General features: G+C 44.5%; 28 protein-coding genes. 21 read left to right on the forward strand and 7 right to left on the reverse strand.

From position 1 onward, the window contains the following. Positions 1 to 340: 340 nt before the first annotated feature. Together JGK14_RS17240 and JGK14_RS17245 are read left to right on the forward strand one after the other, a co-directional pair. On the forward strand, positions 341 to 634 hold the full coding sequence (locus JGK14_RS17240) for an NAD(P) transhydrogenase subunit alpha (protein ID WP_106150865.1): 294 nt from the start codon (positions 341 to 343) through the stop codon (positions 632 to 634). Then, positions 631 to 2040 (forward strand): NAD(P)(+) transhydrogenase (Re/Si-specific) subunit beta, encoded by a 1410-nt coding sequence (locus JGK14_RS17245; protein ID WP_325315307.1) that lies wholly within the window; start codon positions 631 to 633, stop codon positions 2038 to 2040. Before JGK14_RS17240 ends, JGK14_RS17245 begins: the two co-directional genes overlap by 4 nt. A gap of 231 nt (positions 2041 to 2271) precedes the next feature. Here the strand turns inward: JGK14_RS17245 and JGK14_RS17250 are convergent, their stop codons facing one another. From JGK14_RS17250 to JGK14_RS17265, 4 genes are all read right to left on the reverse strand, one after another. Further along, positions 2272 to 2472, reverse strand: a complete 201-nt coding sequence (locus JGK14_RS17250; RefSeq protein WP_293217579.1) for a type II toxin-antitoxin system HicB family antitoxin — start codon at positions 2470 to 2472, stop codon at positions 2272 to 2274. Positions 2473 to 2609: 137 nt separating this feature from the next. Beyond that, a complete protein-coding gene (locus JGK14_RS17255; RefSeq protein ID WP_293217575.1) occupies positions 2610 to 3053 on the reverse strand; it encodes a hypothetical protein in 444 nt (147 codons plus the stop codon). Between the two features lie 7 nt (positions 3054 to 3060). Beyond that, positions 3061 to 3678 carry a hypothetical protein gene (locus JGK14_RS17260; protein WP_293217572.1) on the reverse strand — a complete coding sequence of 206 codons (618 nt, stop codon included), beginning with the start codon at positions 3676 to 3678 and terminating at the stop codon, positions 3061 to 3063. Positions 3679 to 3814: 136 nt separating this feature from the next. Continuing rightward, positions 3815 to 5062 (reverse strand): hypothetical protein, encoded by a 1248-nt coding sequence (locus tag JGK14_RS17265; protein WP_293217569.1) that lies wholly within the window; start codon positions 5060 to 5062, stop codon positions 3815 to 3817. Positions 5063 to 5246: 184 nt separating this feature from the next. Here JGK14_RS17265 and JGK14_RS17270 point away from each other — a divergent pair, with 184 nt between their 5' ends. From JGK14_RS17270 to JGK14_RS17305, 8 genes are all read left to right on the forward strand, one after another. Continuing rightward, the gene (locus tag JGK14_RS17270) at positions 5247 to 5741 is read left to right on the forward strand and encodes a hypothetical protein (protein WP_293217566.1); all 495 of its coding nucleotides are present in this window, start codon (positions 5247 to 5249) and stop codon (positions 5739 to 5741) included. Positions 5742 to 5783: 42 nt separating this feature from the next. Beyond that, positions 5784 to 6110: a DUF433 domain-containing protein gene (locus JGK14_RS17275; protein ID WP_096829719.1), complete on the forward strand. Its 327-nt coding sequence runs from the start codon at positions 5784 to 5786 to the stop codon at positions 6108 to 6110. A gap of 3 nt (positions 6111 to 6113) precedes the next feature. Next, on the forward strand, positions 6114 to 6455 hold the full coding sequence (locus JGK14_RS17280) for a DUF5615 family PIN-like protein (protein WP_293192923.1): 342 nt from the start codon (positions 6114 to 6116) through the stop codon (positions 6453 to 6455). A 38-nt stretch (positions 6456 to 6493) separates the two neighbouring features. Then, a complete protein-coding gene (locus JGK14_RS17285) occupies positions 6494 to 6820 on the forward strand; it encodes a DUF433 domain-containing protein (RefSeq protein WP_293178179.1) in 327 nt (108 codons plus the stop codon). 123 nt (positions 6821 to 6943) lie between these two features. Further along, a complete protein-coding gene (locus JGK14_RS17290; RefSeq protein ID WP_293178182.1) occupies positions 6944 to 7639 on the forward strand; it encodes a hypothetical protein in 696 nt (231 codons plus the stop codon). A 62-nt stretch (positions 7640 to 7701) separates the two neighbouring features. Further along, positions 7702 to 8025 carry a DUF433 domain-containing protein gene (locus JGK14_RS17295; protein ID WP_293212480.1) on the forward strand — a complete coding sequence of 108 codons (324 nt, stop codon included), beginning with the start codon at positions 7702 to 7704 and terminating at the stop codon, positions 8023 to 8025. 210 nt (positions 8026 to 8235) lie between these two features. Then, positions 8236 to 10782: a protein-arginine deiminase family protein gene (locus JGK14_RS17300; RefSeq protein ID WP_325315308.1), complete on the forward strand. Its 2547-nt coding sequence runs from the start codon at positions 8236 to 8238 to the stop codon at positions 10780 to 10782. A gap of 403 nt (positions 10783 to 11185) precedes the next feature. Continuing rightward, a complete protein-coding gene (locus tag JGK14_RS17305) occupies positions 11186 to 11338 on the forward strand; it encodes a hypothetical protein (RefSeq protein ID WP_325315327.1) in 153 nt (50 codons plus the stop codon). On the opposite strand, the gene JGK14_RS17310 is transcribed toward JGK14_RS17305, so the two are convergent. Then, the gene (locus JGK14_RS17310) at positions 11323 to 11463 is read right to left on the reverse strand and encodes a hypothetical protein (protein ID WP_293225267.1); all 141 of its coding nucleotides are present in this window, start codon (positions 11461 to 11463) and stop codon (positions 11323 to 11325) included. The two genes, JGK14_RS17305 and JGK14_RS17310, sit on opposite strands and share 16 nt — an antisense overlap. 69 nt (positions 11464 to 11532) lie before the next feature. Here JGK14_RS17310 and JGK14_RS17315 point away from each other — a divergent pair, with 69 nt between their 5' ends. From JGK14_RS17315 to JGK14_RS17330, 4 genes are all read left to right on the forward strand, one after another. Beyond that, entirely contained in the window at positions 11533 to 12624 is a 1092-nt protein-coding gene (locus tag JGK14_RS17315; protein ID WP_293178188.1) for a hypothetical protein, read from the forward strand. 215 nt (positions 12625 to 12839) lie between these two features. Then, positions 12840 to 15815, forward strand: a complete 2976-nt coding sequence (gene pruA, locus JGK14_RS17320) for an L-glutamate gamma-semialdehyde dehydrogenase (RefSeq protein WP_293196697.1) — start codon at positions 12840 to 12842, stop codon at positions 15813 to 15815. A 517-nt stretch (positions 15816 to 16332) separates the two neighbouring features. Next, the gene (locus JGK14_RS17325; protein WP_293196698.1) at positions 16333 to 18006 is read left to right on the forward strand and encodes a glycosyltransferase family 39 protein; all 1674 of its coding nucleotides are present in this window, start codon (positions 16333 to 16335) and stop codon (positions 18004 to 18006) included. A gap of 280 nt (positions 18007 to 18286) precedes the next feature. Beyond that, a complete protein-coding gene (locus JGK14_RS17330; RefSeq protein ID WP_293196699.1) occupies positions 18287 to 18766 on the forward strand; it encodes a hypothetical protein in 480 nt (159 codons plus the stop codon). 272 nt (positions 18767 to 19038) lie between these two features. Here the strand turns inward: JGK14_RS17330 and JGK14_RS17335 are convergent, their stop codons facing one another. After that, entirely contained in the window at positions 19039 to 21075 is a 2037-nt protein-coding gene (locus tag JGK14_RS17335) for a S8 family serine peptidase (RefSeq protein ID WP_293217554.1), read from the reverse strand. Between the two features lie 104 nt (positions 21076 to 21179). Here JGK14_RS17335 and JGK14_RS17340 point away from each other — a divergent pair, with 104 nt between their 5' ends. From JGK14_RS17340 to JGK14_RS17355, 4 genes are all read left to right on the forward strand, one after another. Then, complete coding sequence (locus JGK14_RS17340; RefSeq protein WP_293217551.1) at positions 21180 to 22226, forward strand: lysylphosphatidylglycerol synthase transmembrane domain-containing protein; 1047 nt, start codon at positions 21180 to 21182, stop codon at positions 22224 to 22226. Between the two features lie 5 nt (positions 22227 to 22231). Next, the gene (locus JGK14_RS17345; protein WP_293217548.1) at positions 22232 to 22366 is read left to right on the forward strand and encodes a hypothetical protein; all 135 of its coding nucleotides are present in this window, start codon (positions 22232 to 22234) and stop codon (positions 22364 to 22366) included. Next, positions 22354 to 22689: a XisI protein gene (locus tag JGK14_RS17350; RefSeq protein WP_293217545.1), complete on the forward strand. Its 336-nt coding sequence runs from the start codon at positions 22354 to 22356 to the stop codon at positions 22687 to 22689. Before JGK14_RS17345 ends, JGK14_RS17350 begins: the two co-directional genes overlap by 13 nt. Positions 22690 to 22809: 120 nt before the next feature. Beyond that, entirely contained in the window at positions 22810 to 23040 is a 231-nt protein-coding gene (locus tag JGK14_RS17355; RefSeq protein WP_293192906.1) for an addiction module protein, read from the forward strand. Between the two features lie 30 nt (positions 23041 to 23070). Here JGK14_RS17355 and JGK14_RS17360 read toward each other — a convergent pair whose 3' ends face one another. Beyond that, positions 23071 to 23586: a LuxR C-terminal-related transcriptional regulator gene (locus JGK14_RS17360; protein ID WP_293217539.1), complete on the reverse strand. Its 516-nt coding sequence runs from the start codon at positions 23584 to 23586 to the stop codon at positions 23071 to 23073. Positions 23587 to 23955: 369 nt separating this feature from the next. Between JGK14_RS17360 and JGK14_RS17365 the strand changes: the two genes are divergently transcribed. From JGK14_RS17365 to JGK14_RS17375, 3 genes are read left to right on the forward strand one after another with little or no spacing between them, the layout of a single operon-like run. After that, complete coding sequence (locus JGK14_RS17365) at positions 23956 to 24180, forward strand: hypothetical protein (RefSeq protein WP_293192902.1); 225 nt, start codon at positions 23956 to 23958, stop codon at positions 24178 to 24180. Positions 24181 to 24220: 40 nt separating this feature from the next. Then, entirely contained in the window at positions 24221 to 24646 is a 426-nt protein-coding gene (locus JGK14_RS17370; RefSeq protein ID WP_293192899.1) for a ubiquitin-conjugating enzyme E2, read from the forward strand. Continuing rightward, complete coding sequence (locus JGK14_RS17375) at positions 24646 to 25497, forward strand: HesA/MoeB/ThiF family protein (protein ID WP_293192897.1); 852 nt, start codon at positions 24646 to 24648, stop codon at positions 25495 to 25497. Before JGK14_RS17370 ends, JGK14_RS17375 begins: the two co-directional genes overlap by 1 nt. Position 25498: the final 1 nt, after the last annotated feature.

Here is a 25498-nt window from a genome sequence, read left to right on the forward strand (position 1 = left end):
GCGGCTACACAAACAATGTCCGCCTCCGCGGACTAATGAAGCCCCGGCGATTGAAATCGCGGCTACACAAACAATGTCCGCCTCCGCGGACTAATGAAGTTCTATAGTTACAGGGCTCTGCCTATCAGTGATACCAAATCTGGCTAGAATACCCCTTTTATTTCTTAGTCTGCGGAGGCAGACTTCGTTTGTGTAGTAGCGGTTTCAACCGCCGAATCATCTTTTATTTCTTAGTCTGCGGAGGCAGACTTCGTTTGTGTAGTAGCGGTTTCAACCGCCGAATGTTAATGCAAAACGCAACCGAGAACGAGTTATTTCCAATTACCAATTACCAATTGTCATGGCAGAAGGATTGATTGCAGGTTTAGTGGTGTTTACCCTAGCATCGTTTGTGGGATTTGAAGTTATTAACAAAGTCCCACCGACGCTACATACACCTTTGATGTCGGGTTCCAATGCGATTTCAGGAATTGCTGTTTTAGGCGCAATTCTAATTTCAGGGCAAGGTAATGTAACTGTTACTTCGATTTTGGGGACGATCGCGATCGCCCTTGCCACAATTAACGTTGTTGCGGGTTTCTTAGTCACCGATCGAATGCTACAAATGTTCAAGAAAAAAGAGGTTAAAGCGTGAGTGATTTTCTGCCAAGTGCCATTCAACTAGGTTATTTAGTTGCCGCATCTTTGTTTATTGTCGGTTTGAAACAGTTGGGATCGCCCGCAACTGCGCGTCAAGGAAATGTGTTAGCTGCGATCGGGATGTTCATCGCGATCGTTGGTACATTGCTAGAAAAGCAAGTCATCAGCTACGAATTGATTGCTGTCGGCATCATCATCGGTTCCATTTTGGGAACAATCATGGCGAAAACCGTCGCGATGACGGATATGCCGCAGATGGTGGGTTTGCTCAACGGCTTTGGGGGCGCGGCTTCTGCACTCGTTGCTGTGGGCGAATTCTGGCGCTATCTCAGCATCCCGGAATCGCCGGCACCTGACGCGACAATCACGATCCTTTTGGGCGTGTTGATTGGCGGAATCACTTTCACTGGTAGCCTTGTAGCGTTTGCGAAGCTGCAAGAATTGCTGCCGGGTGCGCCGATGACGTTTCCGCTACAACAGCCGTTTAATGCCATGCTGGCGATCGCGCTTTTAGCCGGCAGTGGCTATATGCTGACGAATCCCGAAAATGTGCCGGTATTCCTCGGTTTGGTGGCGATTTCCAATATTCTGGGAATCATGTTTGTGCTACCCATTGGGGGCGGCGATATGCCCGTGGTGGTGTCGCTGCTAAACTCTTATTCGGGGATTGCGGCGAGTGTGGCTGGGTTCATTTTGATGAACAATATGCTGATTATCGCTGGTGCATTGGTGGGCGCGTCGGGGATTATTTTGACGCAAATCATGTGTAAGGCGATGAATCGATCGTTGGGTAGCGTGCTGTTTAGCGCCTTTGGTAGCGGTGGCGGAAGTGCTGCGGCTGCTGGGGTTGCTGGTGGTGCGATCGACAAAACTGTTCGCAGTATCAATCTCGAAGAAAGTGCGATGATGTTAGGCTATGCGCGATCGGTAGTAATTATTCCCGGTTACGGGATGGCTGTAGCGCAAGCGCAGCACGCAGTACGCGAGTTAGCCGACGGTTTGGAAAAAATGGGCGTTGACGTGAAATACGCGATTCACCCGGTGGCTGGGCGGATGCCTGGGCACATGAATGTGCTGTTGGCGGAAGCAAATGTGCCTTATCCGCAGTTGTACGATATGGACGATATCAACCCGCAATTTGACGAAACCGATGTTGCTTTGGTAATCGGGGCGAATGATGTGGTGAATCCGGCGGCGCGTCACGATACGGCGAGCCCGATTTATGGGATGCCGATTTTGGAGGTTGATAAGGCCAAGCATACGATCGTAATTAAGCGCGGGATGAGTGCTGGTTTTTCGGGTGTTGACAATGAGTTGTTTTATAAAGATAAGACAATGATGTTGTTTGGTAGCGCTAAGGATGTGGTTGCGAAGTTGGTTGCTGAGGTGAAGCAGTTGTAGGATTGCGAGGCCGAGAAACCGGGTTTTTTACGAAAATATTTCGCTGTAGTCGATAGATTTGATGAAAAACCCGGTTTTTTTAGTTTTTTTAGAGAAACTCGGCGGTTGAAACCGCGTCTACACAAACGAAGTCCGCCTGCGCGGACTAAGAAAATAAGTGGTATTTAAGTCTAGTTTGATATCAGTATTCTTCAGTCGGCGGAGGCCGACTTCGTTTTTGTAGAAGCGATTTCAATCGCCGAATCTTATCAGCCGATTCTTGACTTCAGAAGGATCGGCTGTCTCAAAAAATAGTTCCAGCGCTTCGATCAGATTTTGTCGCGCTTCTTCTATATTGTCACCTTGGCTGGCAATATCAAGTTCTGGGCAAAGGGATACATATCCGTCGCCTTCTCGTTCAATGATTGCTGTAAACTGTTGTGTTGACTTCATAATTTGAAGTGGCGGACTGCCAAGCTCAAACAATTATAGTTTTACTCGTCATTATATCACATGAATTATGCTCGCCTCTCGTAAAAAACCCGGTTTCTTGGAGAAACCGGGTTTTTGTTTTGGGGATTTATGTCTATCTAGCGGTTCTTATCCTCGTAGTCCATCATTAAATAGTAAACAGTCATTGGGCTGATAGTAGTGAGTAGAGTTGTGAACCATACGACACCTATAACAGCTATTTCATTTTGTCTTCCCGGTAGTATAAACTTGTAGTTTCCAGCAAGTGATGTAACGAAGTCAAAAACAACGCAGAGAAACCAAATTGGTAATAATGTCCATTTTCCCTCACGAGCGTCATTCCAGACATTTTTAGTAATGAGGTTGAAGCAAAAGACTATAACTGTACCAACAAAAGCTATTCCGTAGACTCCAAAAGTATTAGTATCAATGTTCTTCATAGAAATAGAAAAATTCGGTCCTGCAACTATAGTTACTACCCCTAAAAATGTTGTTATGAAGTCCCATAGCATCCCACAGCCAAACCCAAAAATTAAGATTTCGGATATTCCTTTATCTCTCATATATTCCTCAATTACGAATCAGTAGTAGGGTAGCAATAACTATTGCAAGCACTAATAAACAGGTTGCAAAAATGGCAAACTTATTATCTGGAGACATATCCGGTAGCCTCATCCTAAAGCTAAATTTAGGGAAATTTAGCTTCTTGTTTTTATTTACCGGATAAAGCCTTGGGATGTCTACGAATTTCGTCAACTCAGAGATAGCCTCTGTCCATACTGATAACCAGCTATCTCTCAAGCTATTTGGGTCAGTGACACTAGCAAGCTGGTTGAGATCATCAAACATCTTTATCATTACATTGTGATGCTGCCAAACTAGCTGGGAATGTTTTTTCAAGTGTTCCGATTTACCGGCTTCTAGAATCTGGAGAATAGCTTGATGCTGATATGACCATACTTCAAAAGCTACTTTGTACAGTAGGTATAGCCTAAATTTGGTAAAGCTTCCTTCCTCATAGTAAATAGCGTCAGTCTCCTTGGCAACTTCCAAACCAACTGCAACTATGCCATCTAGTTGAGACTTAGCCCATCTGCTTTTTCTAATTGTTTCCGATAGTTGAGAGAGAGGAGTCTCAAAATTGTGTCCGCTATGAGTCTCTTGTCTAATAACTGGTTGTTGATTCATAAAACCACACTGCAAGTCTCACTATTTAGGATGTTGCCCTGTGCTACTAGGATGATGTAGTCGCTTACCTTTCCCGAAAATTTCTTTTCTTGCCAGATAGCTTTATCCATTGCTCCCTTCCCATAAAAAGCCGGTGTTACCACCAACTATCACTACTGCTAGAGCTACTATCAGATCCGCCACTATCGCCATAATCCCCACTTCCATAATCACTACTTCCAGAGTCGGAACTTGAGCTTGAGTCTGAGTCGGAACTGTAGCTTGAGTCAGAATCGGAACTATAGCTTGAGTCAGAATCACTGTCGCTGCAATCATAACTATCACTTGATTCGGAGTCAGAGCTACCGCCGAACAAATCCCAAGAGCCGCCACTATTTCCATAATCACTACTTCCAGAATCGGAACTATAGCTTGAGCCAGAGTCGGAACTGTAACTTGAGTCAGAGTCACTACTGCTGCAATCAGAACTATCACTTGATTCGGAGTCAGAGCTATCCCCGAACAAACCACTGAACCAAGAGCCGCCAGTATCACCAGAATCACTGCTATTGGAATCAGAACTATCACTCGATTCAGAGTCAGAGCTATCACTGAACCAATTACCGAACAAATCCCAAGAGCCGTCACTATCGCTAGAATCACTGCTATTGGAATCAGAAGTATCACTTGATTCAGAGTCGGGACTGCTCCCAAAAAAGCCAACAAATGATGATATTAAGCCACCAAGTAAGGCTTCTCCTCCACCATCACTCGATAATGATTCTCCTCCACTGTCACTACTGTTGCTATTCCAGTGAGATTTGATTTCAGGAGGAAGTCCCAGTGTAATGCCATTTTCTTTGACATCAGATGGATCGGCAAAGAAGATATTATCGGGAGAGATTACGAAGCACTGAGTTTCATTCAAAACTTCTTTGACACGAGAGCCAAAGCAGTCTGTCGTTCCATCAGAAGTAGAAAAGATTAGGGGAATTCCTCTTTCCTTGGCTACATGAACTAGCCGTTGAGCTTGATCCACATCATTCCATTTTGTTGTGTAAGCTTTGCACTCGATTATTGCTACTTCGTTGTCATTATTATCATCAATGGTGACATCGACTTGAGTAGGTCTACCGTACTGTTCAAATGTCTCATTGTAAAGGAAGTTACGAGGAACCTGAACAGCATTCAATCCAAATTTTTCGAGTTTTTCCTCTGTGTATACCTCCAAGTCTTCTCCCTGTTGATAACTAGCTCTACCTCTTTCTCGATCGCTGTTACTGCTTTTCTCCTGTGCCTGTCCTGAGTTACTACCAGCAGCATCATCAGATCCGAACGCTTCAGCGATCTCAGACCCTATCTCTGCAATCACTTCGCCAACCCAATCGAATAGTCCTCCACTCATAGCTACTTTCTCCAGCCAAGCTACGCTTCATAACTTTACCCTCCATATAGTAGAGTTTTCTCTCACAATCTGAAAAGCGGAAAAAGACGGATCTTTTATAACCTTTGATGTGCAAGTCGGATCGGGACGGATATAGACGGATAAAGTCGGGTATAATGACACCAGTTCTCTCACATCTATGCTGATGGACATTCACGAGGTATTGCAATTTGTAGATAAAGTTGTCTATGCCAAGACTGGCAAACGTCTAAATGACTTGCAGCGCGGAATTATCGAGGGAACACTGAAGCAACAAAAGTATTCTGAGATTGCAGATACTTATCGTCTTACACAAGGTCACGTTAAAGATGTGGGTTACGAACTTTTACAAATGTTATCTGATGCCTTTGATGAACCTGTTGATAAAAGTAATCTTAAATCTGTTCTTGCTCGGCAAGACAATCTGAATATTAGTTTTGGTAATAGCAACATTATTGGCTATATCAACGTTTGTTCCGATCGCCCCACTGCTACCCCAGATGAAAATCAGCCTAAAACTCCTGACTTTCAGCAGGCAAAGGATGAAGCCAAAATAGAAACAATTGGTAAGTTACGGCAGTTTGGCTTGAGCGACTCGCAAATCGCAGAGGTGCTGGGACTAACCTTGGAAGAGGTGAAGCAAGTGGATAAAGCGTTATAATTTAGCTAGGATATTCTATCTGTAAAAATGGGATAGTAAATAATGACACTCACCGAATTAAAAATCGATCTAGCATCCTTAAATTCAGCGGACAAAGCAGCAGCTATAGAAATTTTACTTCAAACCTTAAGCACTGGTGCTATAGGCATTAAAAAGACTCCCGGCGTGTGTGGCGGCGATGCCTGCGTTGGCAATACTCGCATACAAGTTTGGGTACTTGTGGGTTATCGCCGTCTCGGATGCAGCGATGCTGAACTTTTTAAGTGCTATCCCCATTTGACTGCTGCTGATTTAGTCAATGCTTGGGCTTATGCTGATGCTTACCCAGAAGAAATTGAACAAGCAATTAAAGAAAATGAGGAAGCCTAAAACATGGCGCGAATTTATGCAGATGAACAATATCCGTTGCCAGTAGTTGAGTTTCTTCGACCTTTAGGTTACGATATTTTAACAGTTCAAGAAGCCGGAAACGCAGGATCAGGAATTCCTGATGAGGATGTATTGGCTTTTGCAGTGATTAATGAGCGAGCAGTTTTGACTCTCAATCGAGGTGATTTTATTCGACTGCATCGCTCACAACCAGACCATGCTGGTATTATCATTTGTACTCAAGATAGCAACTGGGAAAGACAGGCGACCCGAATTAATGACGCTATTTCTGCTGAAGAAACATTGAGTGGCAAATTGATTCGAGTTAATCGTCCTTCAATGTAAAGAAAGCCAACCATATAAAATGATTGAGATTGTAAAAAATGGCACTGAAAGAATTAAAAAAACAACTCCTTGCCTTAACTCCCATTGAAAAAACTCAAGCAATACAGCTATTAGTTCAAAGTTTAAGCAATACTTGGCAAGGAATTGAAAAAACTCCGGGCGTATGTGGTGGCGATGCTAGAATTACCAAGACTCGCATACCTATTTGGTCGATCGCAAATTATCGCCTTCTGGGTGCAAATGATGTGCGGATTTTGCAAGACTTTCCTCATTTGAGTGCAGCGGATTTGGCGAATGCTAGGGCTTACACTGAGGCACACCCAGAAGAGATTGAAGCTGCGATCAGAGAAAATGAGGAAGCCTAAAACATGGCACAAATTTCTGCGATCGAAGATTTTAAATATAATAAAATCCTAAAGAATTAATCGAACTGCCAAAGTTGTACTAACCTTAGATCTAAAGTCAATTAAATTCAAAAAAAATCAACTATGTCAGATAAACCTTTTAACATCCGCCAACTAGACGGCCTAGACTATGACGAAGCAGAACCCCTCCTGGAAGATTATCAGGAAACTCTAATCGAGTTATTTGTCAATTCTCCCGAAGGAGAAGAATACGGTAAAACTTATCCAGACGTTGGATCTTGGATATCGCAGTTCATTTATTACGCTTTCAGCTATGAAGGTTTTACACTACCTTGCATGAAAGTGGCAGATGTGGAAACTGTAATCGAAGACTTATTTCCCAGGAAAGTGACTTTGCTTTCGCCGGAAGACGGTGAAAATGCTATCCCGGAATTATTGGCGTTATGGCAATTTTTGAAACGAGAATTTAAACTGCAAAATGCCACTTCAATTATCAAATACCTGCGGGATATTGAGCCGGAATTTCAGGAGATTATGGAAGATTCTTCTAAATTCGGATTTGCCAAATCCTTTGTAACGCTCGGTCATCAAGCAGGGTTTGATATGAGTACGGAGGAAGGTCTAAAACAATTTCAGCAGATATATAATGCTAAAATTGCCCCTACGCTTGCATCTGAAAACTCCGATCTATTTGGATGGTCAAGCAAACCGATCGGTGGTAGTCCTGTCAATGGCTCTAAGGCAAGTAAAGCAAAGCAAAAAAAAGCCAAAAATATGGCGGCTGAATCGAGAAAACGCAACCGCACTAAGAAAAAATAAGGGTTTAGCAAGTATCTATCCTCACTTCACTCTTCTTCTGATTCTTCTCGCCATCTTGCTCGCTGCTTCCCGCCCGCGAAACTTCCAAACTAACAAAAAATCCGGTTGATAAAGCTAAACTCATCAGCATCCTAACTCAAACTTTAACCAACGGTTCTCTAGGCGTTAAAAAAACTCCCGGCGTGTGTGGCGGCGATGCCTGTGTTGGCAATACTCGCATACAAGTTTGGGTACTTGTCGGGTATCGCCGTCTCGGATGCAGCGATGCTGAACTTTTGAAGTGCTATCCCCATTTGACTGCGGCTGATTTAGTAAATGCCTGGGCTTATGCTGATGCTTACCCAGACGAAATTGAAACAGCAATAGCTAGAAATGAAGCAGCATAAAACATGGCGCAAATTACCCATAACAGAACTTACCGACTCCGACAAAGAAACCGGGTTTTTTACCTAATCTGTCGGTAGCAACAAAGTATTTTCGCGAAAAACCCGGTTTCTGGGCCCCATGCTAAGTCCTATTTGCCCAAACCTATCCTAAAATCTTACTAAATGCACCAAGATTAGGTAAAATCATCTGGGTGTCTGAGGATTAACTATATGCGCTGGGTTCGATATGTGGCGATCGCGATCGTCAATGCTTTCGGTGTCGTCATCGGTATAATTTGGGTTGCCATCCCTACGACAGTGGCTCAACCTACTCTAAACTACAAACTCGCACTCTCGGCGCGACAACCCGACGGCGACACTCCGCAATCCCTCCCGGAACTCTACAAATTGCGCGATCGCCTCAAGGTACGATTAGATAAACTTGCCCAAACTCCCGACAGCAGTCTGTTTTCTCCCGAATATTGGCAACCAGAAAGCCCCCGCCACCAATCCCAAACTCTTACGCAGCAACTCCAAAACCTTCAAAATCAGATTGAAATAGAAAAACAAGCCAAAAATAACTGGGACGAAGCTGCTAGAATAGCTTCCCAAGCCGTCGTCATTGGACGCACTTCTAAAGCCGATCCCGCTACTTGGGAACAGTCGCAACGCTTTTGGCAATTGGCTATCAATAACCTCCGACTCATTCCCCACGGTTCTTTGTTGGCTGAACGCGCGATCGACAAAACCATCGAATATCAAGGAAACCTCACTCTCGCTACCTACGAATGGCAAGTAGCACGTTCTGCACAGAAAATTAGAGCCGAGGAAGAACAGGTAAGAGAAATTGCCAGAAAAGAACAAGAGAAGATAGAATTTGCTCGCCGCGAAATAGAGAGACAAGAACAAGAGAAAAAAGAACTCGCCCGCAGAGAAATAGAAAGACAAGAATTTGCAAGGCAAGAATTAGTCCGCAAAGAACAAGAAAAACAAGAACTCGCCCGCCAAGCAAAAGAAAGGGAAGAATTAGCACTAAAAGAACTCACAAGACAAGAATTAGAAAAGCAAGAACTCGCCCTAAAAGAACAACAAAGACAACAATTAGAACTCAATCAACAACCAACTCCTCAACCAACTCCCGAGTCAACCGCAACACCAACTCCCGAATCAACCGCAACCGCAACTCCAGCCCTAGTTACGCCCGCAACCTCACCGACCAACTTCTTCTTTGCCGGAGATACTAACAGAGACGGCAAAATTAATCAGGTAGACGAAGCCGGAAAAGAACAATGGTCATTGTCCAGCGGCGCGCTGATTGTGTATAACGATCGCAATAACGATCGCCGCAGCAAAATACCGACTTGGCAAGAAACCAAGGTTAGCGTCCCTCGCCGCGCAGCAATGCTTTCTCAAGTTAACTTAATCCTGTCGGAAAAATTCAAAAATTCTCAATTATTTATCACCGCTGACAGCATTGGCAGCCCTTACGTCAGCGTTTTTCAGAAAACTGCCGGCGGCTGGCTACCTGTAGATATATCCGGTACTAAACCCATAATTTTCAGCACCAATATTGTTTTAGGAGTGGAAGCCAAACAATTTGCCGATCGCAATTGGAACGGCACTGTTAATCTCAAAGCAACCGCCGAAAATAACGGTCAACAAATCGCCGCCGCGACCATCCAAATGGGCGTTAGTCCTTGGATGATAGCACCAAATACAGCACCAGTAACAGAAGTTCAGGTCAGCGATCGAGGCTCGGCTAACAGTGAATTTATCTCCCAACTCAAACAAGCTGTAGAACCCACGGGCGCTCAAGTAAAAATCATCCAGGGTGATAATGCTTGGATGCAAGACAGTCATAAAAATGGCTACGTTCAAGTTCCAGAAAAATCCGATATGCGTCAAGTTAATGTCGCGATTAAAAGCCCTAGCAATCCAGCACTCGACAAGCCGGCTAAGTCAAATCAAGAGCGGGATTTGAGAGTATTTAAAATTGGCAAACCTCGCTCTTTAGACCCTGTGAATCAGTGGTCTGATGGATACGGAAATTTGCAGGTGACGCCGCCGATTCCCGGACATCCAATGGGTCGAGTTTATTACGGAAATTCGGGGAATGCTGGTTTTAATCCTGAGGTACTTGATTTTATTCAAGCTCAAAGAATTCAAGGCCCAGCGGTGGATATTGATACTTCTTGGCTTTTGACTCGCCAAGTCGATGAAATTATCAATTTTATTCCCACTCAAATTCCGGGAAAATATATAATGGCGATCGCCAGTCCAGAAGCCGGAGTTAGGCTGTTGGAAGAATTGGCGGGAAAAGGTTATGGTGATGTTACAATCAATCGCGGCTTGAGCACCGAAACTACAGTCAGGGCTGCATTGAATAATCCTGCTTTAATTCAACACAATCTCAATCTGCAAAAGCAGAAAATCTATCCGATTTTAGAGAAGTTGAAAAGAGAGTTTTCCCTCGCAGACGACCAAATCGTTCAGGTTCCAGCGATGTTTGGCTACAGCGGTTATGCTTGGTGGCCGAATATGGTCAATTCGGTGCCTGTTAACGGTAAGTTGTTAGTCTCAAATCCGCGCGGCCCGATAATTGATGGTCTAGATTACACTCAAGAAAGATTGCGCCAATTGCTGCTTCCTGCTGGTGTTAGCATGAGTTTTCTGGACGATAGATATTATCAAGAATTGAAAGGAAATGTACAGTCGGCGACGAATACTGTGAGGAAGCCTGAACCCCGGCCTTTTTGGCAATCTTTGCCTAATAATTGAGTATCTTGTAGGGGCGGGTTCGCCAAAAATTCCCGCCAAAAACCCACAATCTCAAAAACCCGCCCCCACCCAACGATAAATTCAAATGTACCAATTTTGTAGTCAAAGTAGGGTACGTCGCTGCGATAATCTAGGTAATTTACGACAATATATGAGCGACGCACCCGCGCCGCGAGTGATATCGTTTCCGGTTGTATGGAAATGATTTAACCGCAGAGGGCGCAGAGGACACAGAGAGAGAATAGAGAGATTAATAATTCCTATGCAACGGGATTTGATATGAAAGTAGGGTGTGTCGCTGCGATAATCTCGGTAATTGACGACAATATATGAGCGACGCACCCGCGCCGCTGTTACAAATGAACGGGTAGTTTTAACACTCAATTGAATCGATTTTATCCGACTGCACGCTTCACAGCCTAACCATGCTGGTATCATTGTCTGTAAAGACGACCAACAGGACAGACAGAGGATGGCTGCACGAATTTCGGAGGCTATTTCTAATGTGGAAACATTGACAGGGAGGCTTTTTAGAGTCAATCATCCATCTCGATAAATATCAGAGGTTTTAAAAGTTGCTAAATTTGCGATCGCCCCAACCGACAAATTTCTCATAAAATTGGCTTGTAGTGAGGACTTCAGTCCTAAGTGCGATCGTCCCGCCCGCGCCCTCAGCATCATTGGGCTATCACCAGATTTAATATAACGTAAAATGTCTAAAAGCAGTATTTGTACAAAAAATTTAGTCCCATGAGTAACGAACAGGAAAAAAATCAAATTTTGACTCAGCAACCGGAAACAATTGCTACTGACAGCGATGAGTTCGCGAATACTGTCATTACCAATCCCCATACAACCTCCGAACCCGCAGAAACTCTCGCTGAAATCCCCCCAATTGAAGATGCTTTAGCAGCAACTTCCGAACCCCCAGAAACTCCTACAGAAAATCTCCCCAGTGAAAATGTTTTAGCAGCAACTTCCGAACCCCCAGAAACTCCTACAGAAAATCTCCCCAGTGAAAATGTTTTAACAGCAACTTCCCAACCCCCAGAAACTTCCGATGAAATTGCCGCACCCGAAAATATTTTAACGGCAATAGACGAAACAGAAACAATTCCAATTTCCGCCGAAAATGCCCCGGAAACCAGTCAAAATATCGGTGATTTACCTGTTACAAATTACACCGCAAATCCCGATCGCAAACCAAGTCGAATCTGGCAAATATTGGCAATTTTTCTGAGCGGAATGTTAGTCGGTTCCACGATAAGTCTCGGCAGTTTGCTCGCGTGGAGAATGTATCAAGAAAGAGCGAACCTTCAAATCAGATTGCCTTCCGACGTACCCCTACCGGAAAGCGCTCCCCCTGTTCCAACAGCGCGCGCCTACCGCCAGCCCGGAGTGCCCCCAGCACCCCAGCAGACACTGCCCGCCAACAGCGCACCATCGCCGAATCCGACTCAAGTACCATCGCTCTCAGGCGTTCCGCAACTTGCTTCCCCGTCACCGTTACCTTCTCCGGCGGCGTCTCCCGCTGCGGTGGAAACCCCTGTAACTGAGCGAGTTAGCTTTCCAGCAGGTGCTACCGGAACTACTCTCAGCAATAGTTTGCCAGCCAACAAATCGAAGCGCTACTTGCTAGAATGCAATAGCGGCCAAAGCATGACAGTAAAGGTTCAAGAAGGTCAAGTTAGTGCAGATATTATTGCTCCTAACGGTGAAAAAGTAGGTACTGTTGATAGCACAGGTCAGTGGCAAGGTCAACTAGCCAGCAGCGGCGATTATACTATTGAAATTTCGGGCGATCGCCAAGCAAACTACGGAGTGAAAATTGAAGTCAAATAGCCAGTATAATTGTATCAGGGGGTAGTTGCACAATAGATCGACCCGCCCTGGTTGCCAATGGGAGCATCTCAGTTTTGTAAAAAGCATTTTTTTTATTGTAGTGCGAGCGTCCCCGCTCGCGTATTGTACAATACGCGAGCGGGGACGCTCGCACTGTAAATGCAAAAGTGAGATGCTCCCGTTGCCAATTACCCATTACCAATTACTAATTACCAATGGTCGCACAAGTATCTCCAAGCATCTACGAAGCCAAGACTCAGGAAATTGCTAAAGAAATCCTTAAGGCAACTCAAGACAAAAAGCGATCGTTTTTCGGTCAATTGCAAGACCAAATGCGCTGGGACGATAAACTGATGGATTGGGCAATGGCTAGCCCCGGACTGCGCGTGCAATTGTTTCGATTTATTGACTGTTTACCCGCACTCCGCAGCAAGCCGGAAATTGCCCGCCACTTGCAAGAATACCTGACTGTGGAAGAGGTAGAATTGCCGGAAGCTTTGAAAAAATTGCTAAGTTTTACTAACGCTGATTCGATTCCTGGACAATTGGCGGCGACGACGGTTGCACCTGCTGTAGAAACTTTGGCGCACAAGTATATTTCTGGGGAAAATATCAAGCAGGTAATTAAAACCTTAGAACGACTTCGCAAAGATAAAATGGGTTTTACAGTTGACCTTTTGGGCGAAGCTGTGATTACTGAAACTGAGGCGGAAGTTTATCTGAATCGCTATTTGGAATTGATGACCGAATTGAGCAGTGCAGCTAAGAATTGGTCGCAGGTAGATGCGATTGATAAGGCTGACGGCGAAACTCTGCCGCGAGTGCAAGTATCTGTCAAGTTAACGGCTTTTTATTCTCAGTTCGATCCGCTGGATGCGAAAGGCAGCGAGGAAAAAGTTAGCGAGAGAATTCGCCTGTTATTGCGGCGCGCTAAAGAGTTGGGTGCGGCTGTTCACTTCGACATGGAACAGTACGAATATAAGAGTTTAACTCTCAGCATTCTCAAAGACTTATTGTTAGAGGAAGAGTTCCGCAGTCGCACAGATGTCGGAATTACAATGCAGGCATATTTGCGCGATAGCAAACAAGATTTGCAAGGCATTATTGCTTGGGCAAAAAAACGTGGAAACCCGGTAACGGTGCGTGTGGTGAAAGGCGCTTACTGGGATCAGGAAACAATTAAGGCGATGCAGAAGGATTGGCCGCAGCCTGTCTACAATGACAAGGTTGCTACGGATGCAAATTTTGAGCAGATGACTCAGTTACTGCTCGAAAATCATGAATATTTGTATGCTGCGATCGCAAGTCATAACGTCCGATCGCAAGCCAGGGCGATCGCGATTGCCGAGACTCTCAATATACCGCGCCGCCGCTTTGAGATGCAAGTGCTGTACGGCATGGGCGACAAACTGGCCAAGCTTTTGGTCGATCGCGGTTATCGCGTCCGAGTATACTGTCCCTACGGCGATTTGCTCCCAGGTATGGCTTATTTGATCCGCCGATTGCTGGAAAATACCGCCAACAGTTCGTTTATCCGGCAAAGTTCCGAAGAAATGCCGATCGAACAATTATTAGCCGCCCCAGTCGCTAATGGCAACGACCAGATAGCTTACAGCAAAGTATTTCCCAACGTCGCCGATACCGACTACGCCAATACCAAATTGCGGCAACAAGCAGAAGCAGCCATCAAATCAGTGCGCGCCAACCTAGGTAAAACATATTTGCCACTAATCGATGGCGAGTACCAAAACACCGAAACAACAGTTAATTCCCTCAACCCTTCCAATCCCGCAGAAGTAGTCGGAAAAATCGGATTGCTGTCTGAAGAACAAGCCAAACAAGCCCTAGAAGCAGCCAAAGCAGCCTCCACAAGTTGGCGCAAAACCCCCGTCCGCCAGCGCGCCGGAGTCCTCCGCAAAGCAGCCGAATTGATGGAACAGCGGCGCCACGAACTGTCAGCTTGGATGGTGTTTGAAGTCGGCAAACCAGTCAGAGAATGCGATGCCGAAGTTTCCGAAGCCATTGATTTTTGTCGCTACTACGCCGACGAAATGGAACGGTTGGAACAAGGGCAAAATTACGACATCCCCGGAGAAAACAACCGCTATACCTATCAACCGCGCGGCATTTCTCTGATTATTTCACCTTGGAATTTTCCCCTGGCAATTCCCGTCGGGATGACAGTTGCATCGCTAGTTGCAGGTAACTGTACCTTACTCAAGCCTGCGGAATTTTCCACAGTAATTGCTGCAAAGATAGCTGAAATTTTGCTAGAAGCAGGCATCCCCAAAGGCGTATTTCAATACGTACCTTGCAAAGGTTCAACAGTCGGCGCTTACATGGTGAAACATCCCGACGTTCACATGATTACCTTCACAGGTTCTCAGGAAGTTGGCTGTCAGATTTATGCCCAAGCTGCGATTTTGCAACCGGGACAAAAACACCTGAAGCGAGTAATTGCGGAAATGGGTGGCAAGAATGGAATTATTGTCGATGAAAGTGCGGATTTAGACCAAGCAGTTGCTGGCGTAGTTTATTCTGCCTTTGGATATAGCGGTCAAAAATGTTCCGCTTGTTCGCGAGTAATTGTGGTCGAGTCGGTGTACGATGCTTTTGTGGAAAGATTGGTAGAAGCAGCGCGATCGCTCAATGTCGGCCCTGCTGAAAATCCCGGCACTCAAGTCGGGCCTGTCATCGATGCTACGGCGCAGTCGCGCATCCGCGAATACATCGAAAAAGGTCGCGCTGAAGCTAAGATAGCCTTAGAAATGGCCGCGCCCCAAACAGGCTATTTTGTCGGCCCAGTGATTGTGACGGAAGTAGCGCCGACTGCAACTCTCGCCCAAGAAGAAATTTTCGGCCCAGTTTTGTCGGTGATTCGGGCTCATAATTTCGATGAGGCGATCGCAATTGCTAACGATACGAATTTCGCTTTAACTGGTGGATTGTATTCTCGCACGCCTTCGCATATCGATCGCGCCAAAGCCGATTTTGAAGTCGGAAATCTGTACATCAATCGCGGAACTACCGGCGCTGTGGTATCGCGCCAACCCTTCGGAGGATTCAAACTTTCGGGAGTTGGTTCCAAAGCGGGCGGCCCGGATTATTTGCTGCAATTCCTCGAACCTCGTACTATAACTGAAAATATTCAGCGCCAAGGTTTTGCACCGATTGAAGGAGTAGACGATTAATCAGTTGACAGTTGACAGTTGACAGTTGACAGTTGACGATTTGTAGGGGCGAAGCATTTCGGCAGTAAATCTCTGATTCTCACTCATAAGTTATGTGCCGAAATGCTTCGCCCTCTGCAAAAACCAGATGCACCTGTCCTCACTACAAACCATGTTGTCTGTAAGGACTTCAGTCCTCTCTCTGGCTATTAAGAAAGAAAGAAGCACTAATACCATTTTTTTAAAGTTATGACAGACTTTAGAAAACAGGGAAAGGGGATCATCCCGATTGTACAAACATATCCGCAAGGGCGAAGCATTCGCGCCTGTATCCTATCGACTATAGGAGAGATTGTCAGCGCGAATGCTTCGCCCCTACAAAAACGGGATGCTCTGAGCGTGAAAGTGGATTAATTACAATGTCTTGTCGTCCTCGATCTCTATCGGATCTTTAGACAGAAGGACTAAAGTCCTCACTACGAACCGTGTTGTCTGTGGGTGACATCAAAAAAGTTCTGCGAGATTAGCTAGCTAAAAAATGGAATCTACTGAAAATCGCGATCGACTAAATTCTCACAACCCTCCACTTGAGAAGTGGTTGCGATTTTTAATTATAGCCGTATTAGCGATCGGCATTTTATTTCGATTTGTCAATCTCGATCGCAAATTCTACTGGATCGACGAAAACTATACTTCCTTAAGAGTTTCCGGCTACACCGAAGCCGAAATTATCAAACAAATTTCATACCAGAAAATAACTTCGCCCTCGGATTTACAAAAATACCAGCAGATCAACTCCCAAAAAACTTTAAGCAATACCCTCAATTCCTTAACAACCGAAGACCCCCAACACCCGCCACTCTATTACATACTAGCGCGATTTTGGGCGCAATGGTTCGGCAGTTCCGTGGCAACAATGAGAAGTTTGGCCGCCGTCATTAGCTTGCTAGTATTTCCCGCCATTTATTGGCTGGCTTGGGAGTTATTTGAATCCTCTGCTGTGGCTTGGATGGCGATCGCAATTCTCGCCATTTCTCCCTACCACATCCTGTTTGCCCAAGAAGCCAGACAGTACAGTTTGTGGACATTAACTACCATTTTATCCAGTGCAGCCTTATTGCGAGCAATGCGCCCGGATGTCAATCAAAATCCAATGTTGCTGATTTATCACTGGACACTATACGCAGTCACAGCAGCAATGGGATTGTACACCCACTTATTATTTATCTGCGTAGCCGCAGCCCACGCAATCTACGTCGCAGTTATTGCCAACTGGCGCGATGTTAAAACATTTATTGCCTATTATGCAGCAGCAATGGTCGCCTTAATTGGCTTCATGCCTTCCCTCGTAAATATTGTCGAAAACTTCAATCAAGTTAGAAGTACCACAGTATGGGCAGAACAAACAAATCTCTTCAGATTAGTCAGCAGGTGGGTGGGCGCAGTCAGCATAGGATTTTTTGATATTGGCACTGATGGGACTGCCAACGCCGCACAACTAGCCTTGGTAATTCCCGTTGGCATCCTGATTCTAGCTTTAGTCGGCTATTCCCTTTATTTTCTATGCCGGCAAACACCAAAACGGGTTTGGTTATTGATATTATTGTTAATTGCCACAACTGCCTTATTTTTGGCAGTGCCCGATATACTTAAAGGCGGGAGGCGATCGGCAAATCCGCGATATTTAGTTCCTTGTTATGTGGGAATTCAGCTAGCAGTTGCTTACCTGCTGTCTGTGAAAATTAGCAACAATTTTGATAACTCAAAACTGCAAAGACTGTGGAAAATAGTTATAGTTGCACTGTTTTGTGCAGGCATCATCTCCGGTGGAGTTAGTTCTCAAGCCGATAGTTGGTGGAATAAAGGCAGCGGTTGGTTGCGTGCGGAATTAGAAGTCGCAGCGACTGTCAATTCTGCAAGCAATCCCTTAATTATCAGCGATGCGAATATCGCATACATCATGCCTTTAAGTTATCGCCTGCAACCAAAAGTCAAACTGCTAATCCAACCCCGCTGTTACACTTCTTGTTACACAAATCGAGAGTTGGCACGAAAAAAACCAGAACCTCCGAAAATTCCCAGCGGTTTGGGCGAGTTGTTTTTATACAGGCCTTCCTCAGATTTGCGATCGGCAATTGAACAGCAAAACTATCAAATAGATCCGGTTGGCGGTAATGTCGAACTCAATCTGTGGAAACTCACCAAAAAATAATTTATAGCGGTTCTCAAAAAAGTGAGGTACGTTGTTGGGATGGGAGCCCTCTTATATTTATTATATAGTAAGCGAGGTCGCATAAAAAACTCCATTTATAGTCATACCTCATCTTTCTGAGAAAGGCTATAAAAACATTAACTAATCAAAATCTGGTTTGCCGGGAAATACTGCCCAGAAACCTGGTTTTTGGAACTATGTCGCAAGTATAATAGAACATAATTACTTTTTGCGGTAAGCTATGATTTAAGAATCACAAACATAACATCAAAAATCTAAAATGACAGTAACTGAAACCTCCAATATTCGCAGACTGCTGTGCGATCCAGATTTAGGGCTAATCCCTCATCTAGAAAAGTGCCTGCAAGATTTGCACTCTTCCTCGATCGCCAATGGAGAGAAATTTAAGCTAGAACCTTACGATATCGAACTCAACAACTGCCACACTCAGAAGCATCCCAACGACCAAAAACCCCTTGTCACTCAGTCAGTGTTAATGAAAATTCCCCTGACTGGGAAAGTTCAAGACAAGATGCACCTGTATCTGATCGCAAGTGAGTTGCAGAACCAAATCGATATCAAAATTATCGACTGGAGTGCCTTAGAACGCCGCCAATACGACATTCACGGCATCCCCTTAAAGCAGCCGATTACCAAAATAGATGGCGAGATGAATTACGAGTTAGTATTCGATCGACCAGGCTACTGCTGCATCACCCTGTGCCGTCAATTTGACTTGATTTACGCCGCCAATTATTAAGATTGGAGGAACGCAACGGGCAAGATGCCCGTTCCACAAGAATTATTTTTTCTGTGGAACAGGCATCTTGCCCGTTCCCAAATTTAATTAAAACGCAACGGGCAAGATGCCCGTTCCACAAGAATTATTTTTCTGTGGAACGGGCATCTTGCCTGTTCCCAAATTTAATTAAAAGGACTTTTGTAAGAGATATTTTGATCGCTCGGACTTTAGTCCTTCCTCGTAAAACTTCAAGGAAGGACTGAAGTCCGAACGATCGAACTGAATCGAGTTTAAACCGATCGACTCGCCGTTTCCGCCAGAATCTGCTTAATTTGAGCAGGAGTCAGACTGGGATTGGCTTGCAACATCAAAGCTATCACCCCGGATACGTGCGGCACTCCCATGGAAGTACCCGCAAAATATCGATAGGGAACCCCCGGTTGAGAAAGCGACACCGTTGAATAAACGTCCCCAGCATCAGCCCTGCCGCCGTCGCCACCCGGAGCGACAAAATAACTAATTGTGTTAGATCCCGCCCGGTTAGAATAATCGGTAAACAAGCCATTCCGGTTAACTCCACCGACAGTAATGCCTACCTCAGTTGCAAACCTACCCGGATAATCTACATCCGGGCGAGCATCATTCCCTGCCGCCGAAATCACCACCACGCCCTTAGCTTCTGCGGCTCGAATCGCGCTCAATTCTTGATCGTTGAACTGTTGACCGCCAAAACTTACATTAATTATCTTTGCCCCATTTGCCACCGCATAATTAATCGCATTAATTTCATCCCTAATTTTGCCTACTCCTGTGCTGTTGAGTATTTTCAAAGGCATAATCTTGGCAGTCGGAGCCGTTCCAGTTATTCCCACCCCATCCTTTTTCGCCGCAACTAAACCCGAGATATGAGTGCCATGATTGTTATCATCCATTGGATCGTTATCGTTGTTGGCAAAATCCCATCCCCGGAAATCATCTACAAAGCCATTGCCATCATCATCTACGCCGTTGCTAGCTTTATTTCTACCTGTGGCATCAACGCCATTTTCCCCCCCATTGCTCCAAACATTCCCTGCTAAATCTGGGTGATTGTAGTCAATGCCGCTGTCGATAACTGCTACGACAATGCCATCTCCAGTCAAGCCCTTCGCCCAAACTTCTGGAGCTTTAATTAAGTCTCTGCCCCACTCATCGCCGCCCAAGTCGGGAACATCAGGAAAAGTTGGCACACCTTGAGCTTTAGCAACTGCCGCCGCTGCATTCACCAAACCGAACCCAAAACGAGAGTCAAAACCCGGTGAGTTGCTGGGATTGTCAGGAACAATAGTTGCAGGAGTTGCAGATAAATTTAGGGTAAAATTTGTATTACCTTGGTTTTGATAAACTCGGACAAAGTATGTTCCGGCTGCCAAATTTTTGAGATCGATAGACTCTGGCGATAAACCGGGTTCTTTAGCAGAAGCAATAATATCGGTAAAGTCAATAGAATTGTCGCCGTTAATATCTTTAATCACAGCCACGTCAACATCGGCACTAAAACCGCTGACAGTTAATTTAAAGTCGTTATTTGCAGGCAAAGTAAAGCGATAAAGGTTGTCTGGGCGGGCGTTGCTAACCGAGTCAGCGATGGTTTGAGTGCTGCTCAAAACACCTAAATCTCGGGCTTGGCTGAGTTGGTTGCCCAATACGGTATTTGCAGAGATGAACTTACCGCTGAGGTTTTGTGGTGATGTGTTGGCGACTAAGCCTAAAATAGCACCGGATTGGCGAATTTTAATTACTGTATTGGGAGTGCCGGAAACTGTTTCTAAAGTGAGGTCTGCTTCGGTAAGATTGTCAGTTAGTCCGATCGCATCCTCAAAACTGTTAAAGTCAGCGATCGCGTCTGCAACAGCCGGATCAGAGACTGGGGAGTTGCTGCGAAGGACAAAGGTATCTGCGCCCAAACCCCCTGTCAGCGTATCTTTGCCTCCATCGCCCATTAAAACGTCGCTACCGTTGCCGCCGTTGAGGCTATCATCTCCCCTACCTCCTTGCAAGGTATCGCTGCCCTTACCGCCAAATAGGAAGTCATTGCCGGCACCGCCGTTAAGCAAGTCATTCCCGACACCACCGAAGAGAGTATCGGAATTGCCACCGCCGAGGAGTCTGTCGTTACCATTATCACCGCTGAGGCGATCGGCATCCGAGGCACCGACAATAAAATCATTACCTCCGAGGGCAAAAAGTCCGTTACGATAAGGAGTCAAAAAGCCCGGAGTTAATGCGAAACTATTGGCGCTATCATCTAAAAGATAGGAAAATCCGTCAGGGCTCGGGCCGGCCATAAAAATTTACTCCTTAAATTGCGATCGATCTAAATTTTAGATTTCAAACATGAAATTGTCCTTAATAAATCTACCATCCCAAATTCATTAATCAGGATCGGAAAATGGGAAAACAACACTTGCATCGAATTCAGAATTTTTTCAACCTCGCCAAATCACGTTTAAAGCCTTATTTGCGCTATGTGATTTTGGGCGGCACGTTTTTATTTATTGCCAAAGCTTTTGTAAGTCATTGGCAAGAAGTCGCTAATATCCGAATTCGAGCCGAAAGTTTTCCGTTATTGGCGATCGCGGTTGGTATCACGTTACTGTCTCTAATTTTTGTCGGCTGGGTGTGGATGTTGATTTTGCGCGAATTCCGCCAACCTGTCAATGCCGCCTGGGCGATTCAAGTTTTTCTCAAGACTAATATTGCCAAGTATTTACCGGGGAATATTTGGCATTTTTGGGGTCGCATCTTGGAGGCCAAAAAGGCAGGCATTGCGCCCAAAGCTGCTACTCTCAGCGTCTTGCTGGAACCGTTGCTGATGGCTTCTGCGGGCGTGCTGATTGGGTTGATTTGTTTTGAGGGCGCCGATGGCTATTTGCGAATTGTCGGCTGTGCTGCTATTTTAATAGCCATTCATCCCCGAATTTTAAATCCGATCGTCCTATTTGTAGAGCGGTTGAAGTTATCCAAGAACAAGGGGGAAAATTCAGAGGTTGGGGATGCTGCGGGCGATCGACTAATTTCGCCTTTAGAGTCTAGCTCCAATCTAGCTAAAAAAACATCTAGTGTCAAGTCCGAGCGCCAAAATAATTTACCAATTAAACGCTATCCTTTAGTGCCGTTAATCGGACAAATCTGTTTTATCGGATTGCGGGGCAGCGGTTTTTTGCTAACGGTAATGGCTTTAAATCCGGTAAATTTTATCGATATTCCCAACTTGTTCGGTGCTTTTGGTTTGGCGTTTGTTGTGGGTTTGGTTGTACCGGGTGCGCCGGGGGGGATGGGAGTATTTGAAGCAACGGCGATCGCCCTGCTTGGCGATCGCTTTTCTGTGGGTATAATTTTGAGTGCGGTCGCTTTGTATCGGATTATCAGCATTCTGGCGGATGTTTCCGGTGCTGTTTTGGCGAAAATTGATCGGAGGCGCGATCGGTTTATGTAGGGGCAGTGGATGGTGCGTGTCCGCCCAGTTTTTGTATAAAAGCGATCGCTGTTTCGGATGAAAGGGCGATCGCTGAGTACGATCTGAAGTTGTTGGTATACGACCCTACTAATGAGGTGATTGTAGAATGGATCGATTAGCTAAATATCGGCAGATTGTTCGCACTTTCCTGATGGAATATAGTAAGACTAAACCCATCAATGGCGACATTGAAATTCAGGTATTATTTGACACCGAACATGACCATTATCAGATATTAGATTTAGGTTGGGACGGTCATAATCGGATTTATAGTTGCCCGATCCACTTAGATATCCGCAATGAAAAAGTCTGGATTCAACGCAATCAAACTGATGAACTGATTGCTGAGGAGTTAGTGCTGATGGGTGTGGCGCGGGAGGATATTGTTTTGGGGCTTCAGCCTCCCTATGCAAGACCATTTACGAGCTATGGAGTTGCTTAGAGTGTTTGGAAAATGCTGTTTTACTCTCGATCGCGCGATCGGCTATAATCAAACAAGATTGCACAATGTGCTTCCTTTTTTCAACTTAACTATTTAGGGATTTTAGTTTGGGATGTAATTATGCTATCGATCGAGCAACTGATGAAAGAAGCTTTATCTTTGCCAAATGCGTTGAGAGCGCAGTTAGCAGAGAGGCTAGTTGAGAGTCTTGAATTTGATATAGACGGAACAGTTCAAAAGTTGTGGACTGCGGAAGCTAAGCAGCGTCGCGATGAAATCCGAAGCGGTATGGTTGAGCCAATTCCAGGAGAAGAAGCGTTAGCTCAGATTAGGCAGATTATAGCACAATGATAGAATTAATCAGATCGCCCTTCAATTAGATTAGTTTGTATAGGGGCGATCGTCTGAATCTATATCTTCTGTTCTTTGGTATTCTGAAAATGATGGAAGTGATACCCGAATGTTGATATCAATTGTTCCTGTATTAGTATCAAAACATATATTTCCGATCTTTACTAATAGCTCATTCGGCCAATAATTCCTTGAGTCAGATTGAACAGATGACTTAGTTTTATATCCTTCTTCCTCTAGCCAGTTAGGAATATTTCTCCAGTTGCCTACTGTTTCATTAGGCACATCTTTAATTTTTTTAAAGTATTGATATAAAGTTTTAGAGACATAGACCTCAACACCCTTGCGACTTTGATGTACTTGGTTAGCTATTTCAGCCGGACTGTAGCCACACAGCAAACCGCGCAAAAAAAGCTTTTCCCGTTCTGTGAGTCCCTTTCTGGCACGAGGAGATACTTGCCACTTGGCTTCTGCCATAGCTTTGTAGAGCCTTTCCAAGTCCCAGTTATTCGCGGCATCGGCAAAAATATCGTCGTTAGATGTCATCGCAGGGCATTGTGGTAAGTTGATAGCTAGAGCCTAACCAAAATTTATAGCTATGGCTAGTTGCTAGCTGGGTATAGCTAGTTTATCATCGTATTAGCTACTCAGATTTAGCTTATTTGGACTAACAAGGCATTATACCCACCCAAAGCTTTGCTAAATCATGCTTTCAGGCTATGTACGGTTAAAAAAATTCAGGGTAAAAGAGGAATTGAGAAATCGTTAGCTTGACAGAGTAAGCTTTTAGAGTTCTTGCTAATTTGCAATAACTTCAGAATTTGTTACTTAAGTAAGTAAGTCAAGATTAATTGCTCCCTTTGCCCGAATGACTAAGTTAGGAGTAGCTAAAGCTGTTTTTCACGGGTTAATCAAATGCCAAATGATTTTGACGATATAGTCGATGGAATTACGGAAGGAGTAATTAGTGCTGCTGCTAGAGGCGTTGGCAGATCAATTGCAAATATGGCAGAAAGAGCCTTTAACGCTCAAGAAGAAGATGAGTTTGTAGAAATCGATTCAGATGGTGTAGTTCGTCCACTCGAACCCAATCAATCTCCAAAAGGAGTGGCACTGCGCGATCCAAAAGGTGAGTATTAGTTGCCTAACCTCAAAAGTAGTTATTAAACAATAATAAATAATGACAAATATTGCGATTAATCGTGGACTTATATTTCTCGAAAATGATTTATCTAGAGATAGGATGGCTGTTGAGAGTGAGAAAATTAAGCGCTACTATCCACAGTTTAATTTTAAAGCATCTAAAGGCTCTATCAAGGCTGTAGAGGGGTATTTAAAGACAGCGGACGAAAACTATTACCGAGTTAGAATAGAAATTCCTTCAAACTATCCTTACAATATGCCATTGATTAAGTTGCTTGAAAGAACCATTGAACCTGATTGTCCTCACAGGTATTCGAGTGGCAATTTATGTGTGATGAAGCCAGAGCAATGGACTTCAAACTATTCATTGGCATATATGGTATCTAAGGCTGCAATCTGGGTTAACAAATATGATGTTTGGCAACGTACTAAAAATTGGCCAGGAAAAGAGCAAGCACATTAATGAAAGATCAAAATTATTCACTTGAGTTTGATAGAATTAGCTATCTACTTAATCCAGAGATTTTTTCAGATAAGCGGATCACTGTTGTTGGTTTAGGTAGCGGTGGTACACCAGCTTGCGATCACCTTGTAATGAATGGTATTCGGATTTGGGAACTTTACGATCCAGATACTCTAGAACCTGAAAATCTTGTCAAGCATCCTAGAATGCGTAAAGATTTAGGACGACTCAAAGTAGACATACAAAAGGAGTGGATAGAAGACAGAAATCCTGATGTAGAAGTTAAAACTTTTGCAGAGGATGTGATGCAATCTCCGAACTTTATTGAGTCGGTTCGTCGCTCCGATCTCGTTCTTTCTTGTTCAGATAAAAAGAGTGTCAGAGAGTTTGTCAGTGACCAGTGTGTGGCAGCAAAAGTTCCTTTTGTAACAGCATCCGTGTTTCGGACAGGCATAGGAGGTGAAGTTTTTGGCTACATTCCAACTCTGACTGGTTGTTACAAGTGTTTACAACTTTTCTCCGAACTCAATCAACTTGACTTATCAGACGAGGTTTTGGGACTTACGGAAGATGAAGAAAGTAGAATTTATGGTCTTGATGAAAAAGAATTTCGTGCATCAGGACTCTCAATTGATATCCAAATGATTGCATTGATTCAAGTTAGGATGGCTCTCTCTATTTTGCTTAGAGAGTCAACTCAGTCCATGCCTACATTAAAAAGTAACTGGATTGTGTATGGAAATAGACCAGCCCCAGGAATATTCCGCAGTCATTTTGAAGCAAAGCAAATGCTTTTAAAACCTCAAAAAGTATGCTACTGCACTAATGTCAATCATCAAATGGAGGATTAAT

The organism is Microcoleus sp. PH2017_28_MFU_U_A, assembly GCF_020738035.1.
GTDB lineage: Bacteria > Cyanobacteriota > Cyanobacteriia > Cyanobacteriales > Microcoleaceae > Microcoleus.

Coding starts and splice junctions, on each gene's coding strand:
- JGK14_RS17240 (WP_106150865.1), top strand. CDS start 341: ATGGCAGAAGGATTGATTGCAGGTTTAGTGGTGTTTACCCTAGCATCG.
- JGK14_RS17250 (WP_293217579.1), bottom strand. CDS start 2,472: ATGAAGTCAACACAACAGTTTACAGCAATCATTGAACGAGAAGGCGAC.
- JGK14_RS17255 (WP_293217575.1), bottom strand. CDS start 3,053: ATGAGAGATAAAGGAATATCCGAAATCTTAATTTTTGGGTTTGGCTGT.
- JGK14_RS17260 (WP_293217572.1), bottom strand. CDS start 3,678: ATGAATCAACAACCAGTTATTAGACAAGAGACTCATAGCGGACACAAT.
- JGK14_RS17265 (WP_293217569.1), bottom strand. CDS start 5,062: ATGAGTGGAGGACTATTCGATTGGGTTGGCGAAGTGATTGCAGAGATA.
- JGK14_RS17270 (WP_293217566.1), top strand. CDS start 5,247: ATGGACATTCACGAGGTATTGCAATTTGTAGATAAAGTTGTCTATGCC.
- JGK14_RS17275 (WP_096829719.1), top strand. CDS start 5,784: ATGACACTCACCGAATTAAAAATCGATCTAGCATCCTTAAATTCAGCG.
- JGK14_RS17280 (WP_293192923.1), top strand. CDS start 6,114: ATGGCGCGAATTTATGCAGATGAACAATATCCGTTGCCAGTAGTTGAG.
- JGK14_RS17285 (WP_293178179.1), top strand. CDS start 6,494: ATGGCACTGAAAGAATTAAAAAAACAACTCCTTGCCTTAACTCCCATT.
- JGK14_RS17290 (WP_293178182.1), top strand. CDS start 6,944: ATGTCAGATAAACCTTTTAACATCCGCCAACTAGACGGCCTAGACTAT.
- JGK14_RS17300 (WP_325315308.1), top strand. CDS start 8,236: ATGCGCTGGGTTCGATATGTGGCGATCGCGATCGTCAATGCTTTCGGT.
- JGK14_RS17310 (WP_293225267.1), bottom strand. CDS start 11,463: ATGATGCTGAGGGCGCGGGCGGGACGATCGCACTTAGGACTGAAGTCC.
- JGK14_RS17315 (WP_293178188.1), top strand. CDS start 11,533: ATGAGTAACGAACAGGAAAAAAATCAAATTTTGACTCAGCAACCGGAA.
- pruA (WP_293196697.1), top strand. CDS start 12,840: ATGGTCGCACAAGTATCTCCAAGCATCTACGAAGCCAAGACTCAGGAA.
- JGK14_RS17325 (WP_293196698.1), top strand. CDS start 16,333: ATGGAATCTACTGAAAATCGCGATCGACTAAATTCTCACAACCCTCCA.
- JGK14_RS17330 (WP_293196699.1), top strand. CDS start 18,287: ATGACAGTAACTGAAACCTCCAATATTCGCAGACTGCTGTGCGATCCA.
- JGK14_RS17335 (WP_293217554.1), bottom strand. CDS start 21,075: ATGGCCGGCCCGAGCCCTGACGGATTTTCCTATCTTTTAGATGATAGC.
- JGK14_RS17340 (WP_293217551.1), top strand. CDS start 21,180: ATGGGAAAACAACACTTGCATCGAATTCAGAATTTTTTCAACCTCGCC.
- JGK14_RS17350 (WP_293217545.1), top strand. CDS start 22,354: ATGGATCGATTAGCTAAATATCGGCAGATTGTTCGCACTTTCCTGATG.
- JGK14_RS17355 (WP_293192906.1), top strand. CDS start 22,810: ATGCTATCGATCGAGCAACTGATGAAAGAAGCTTTATCTTTGCCAAAT.
- JGK14_RS17360 (WP_293217539.1), bottom strand. CDS start 23,586: ATGACATCTAACGACGATATTTTTGCCGATGCCGCGAATAACTGGGAC.
- JGK14_RS17365 (WP_293192902.1), top strand. CDS start 23,956: ATGCCAAATGATTTTGACGATATAGTCGATGGAATTACGGAAGGAGTA.
- JGK14_RS17370 (WP_293192899.1), top strand. CDS start 24,221: ATGACAAATATTGCGATTAATCGTGGACTTATATTTCTCGAAAATGAT.
- JGK14_RS17375 (WP_293192897.1), top strand. CDS start 24,646: ATGAAAGATCAAAATTATTCACTTGAGTTTGATAGAATTAGCTATCTA.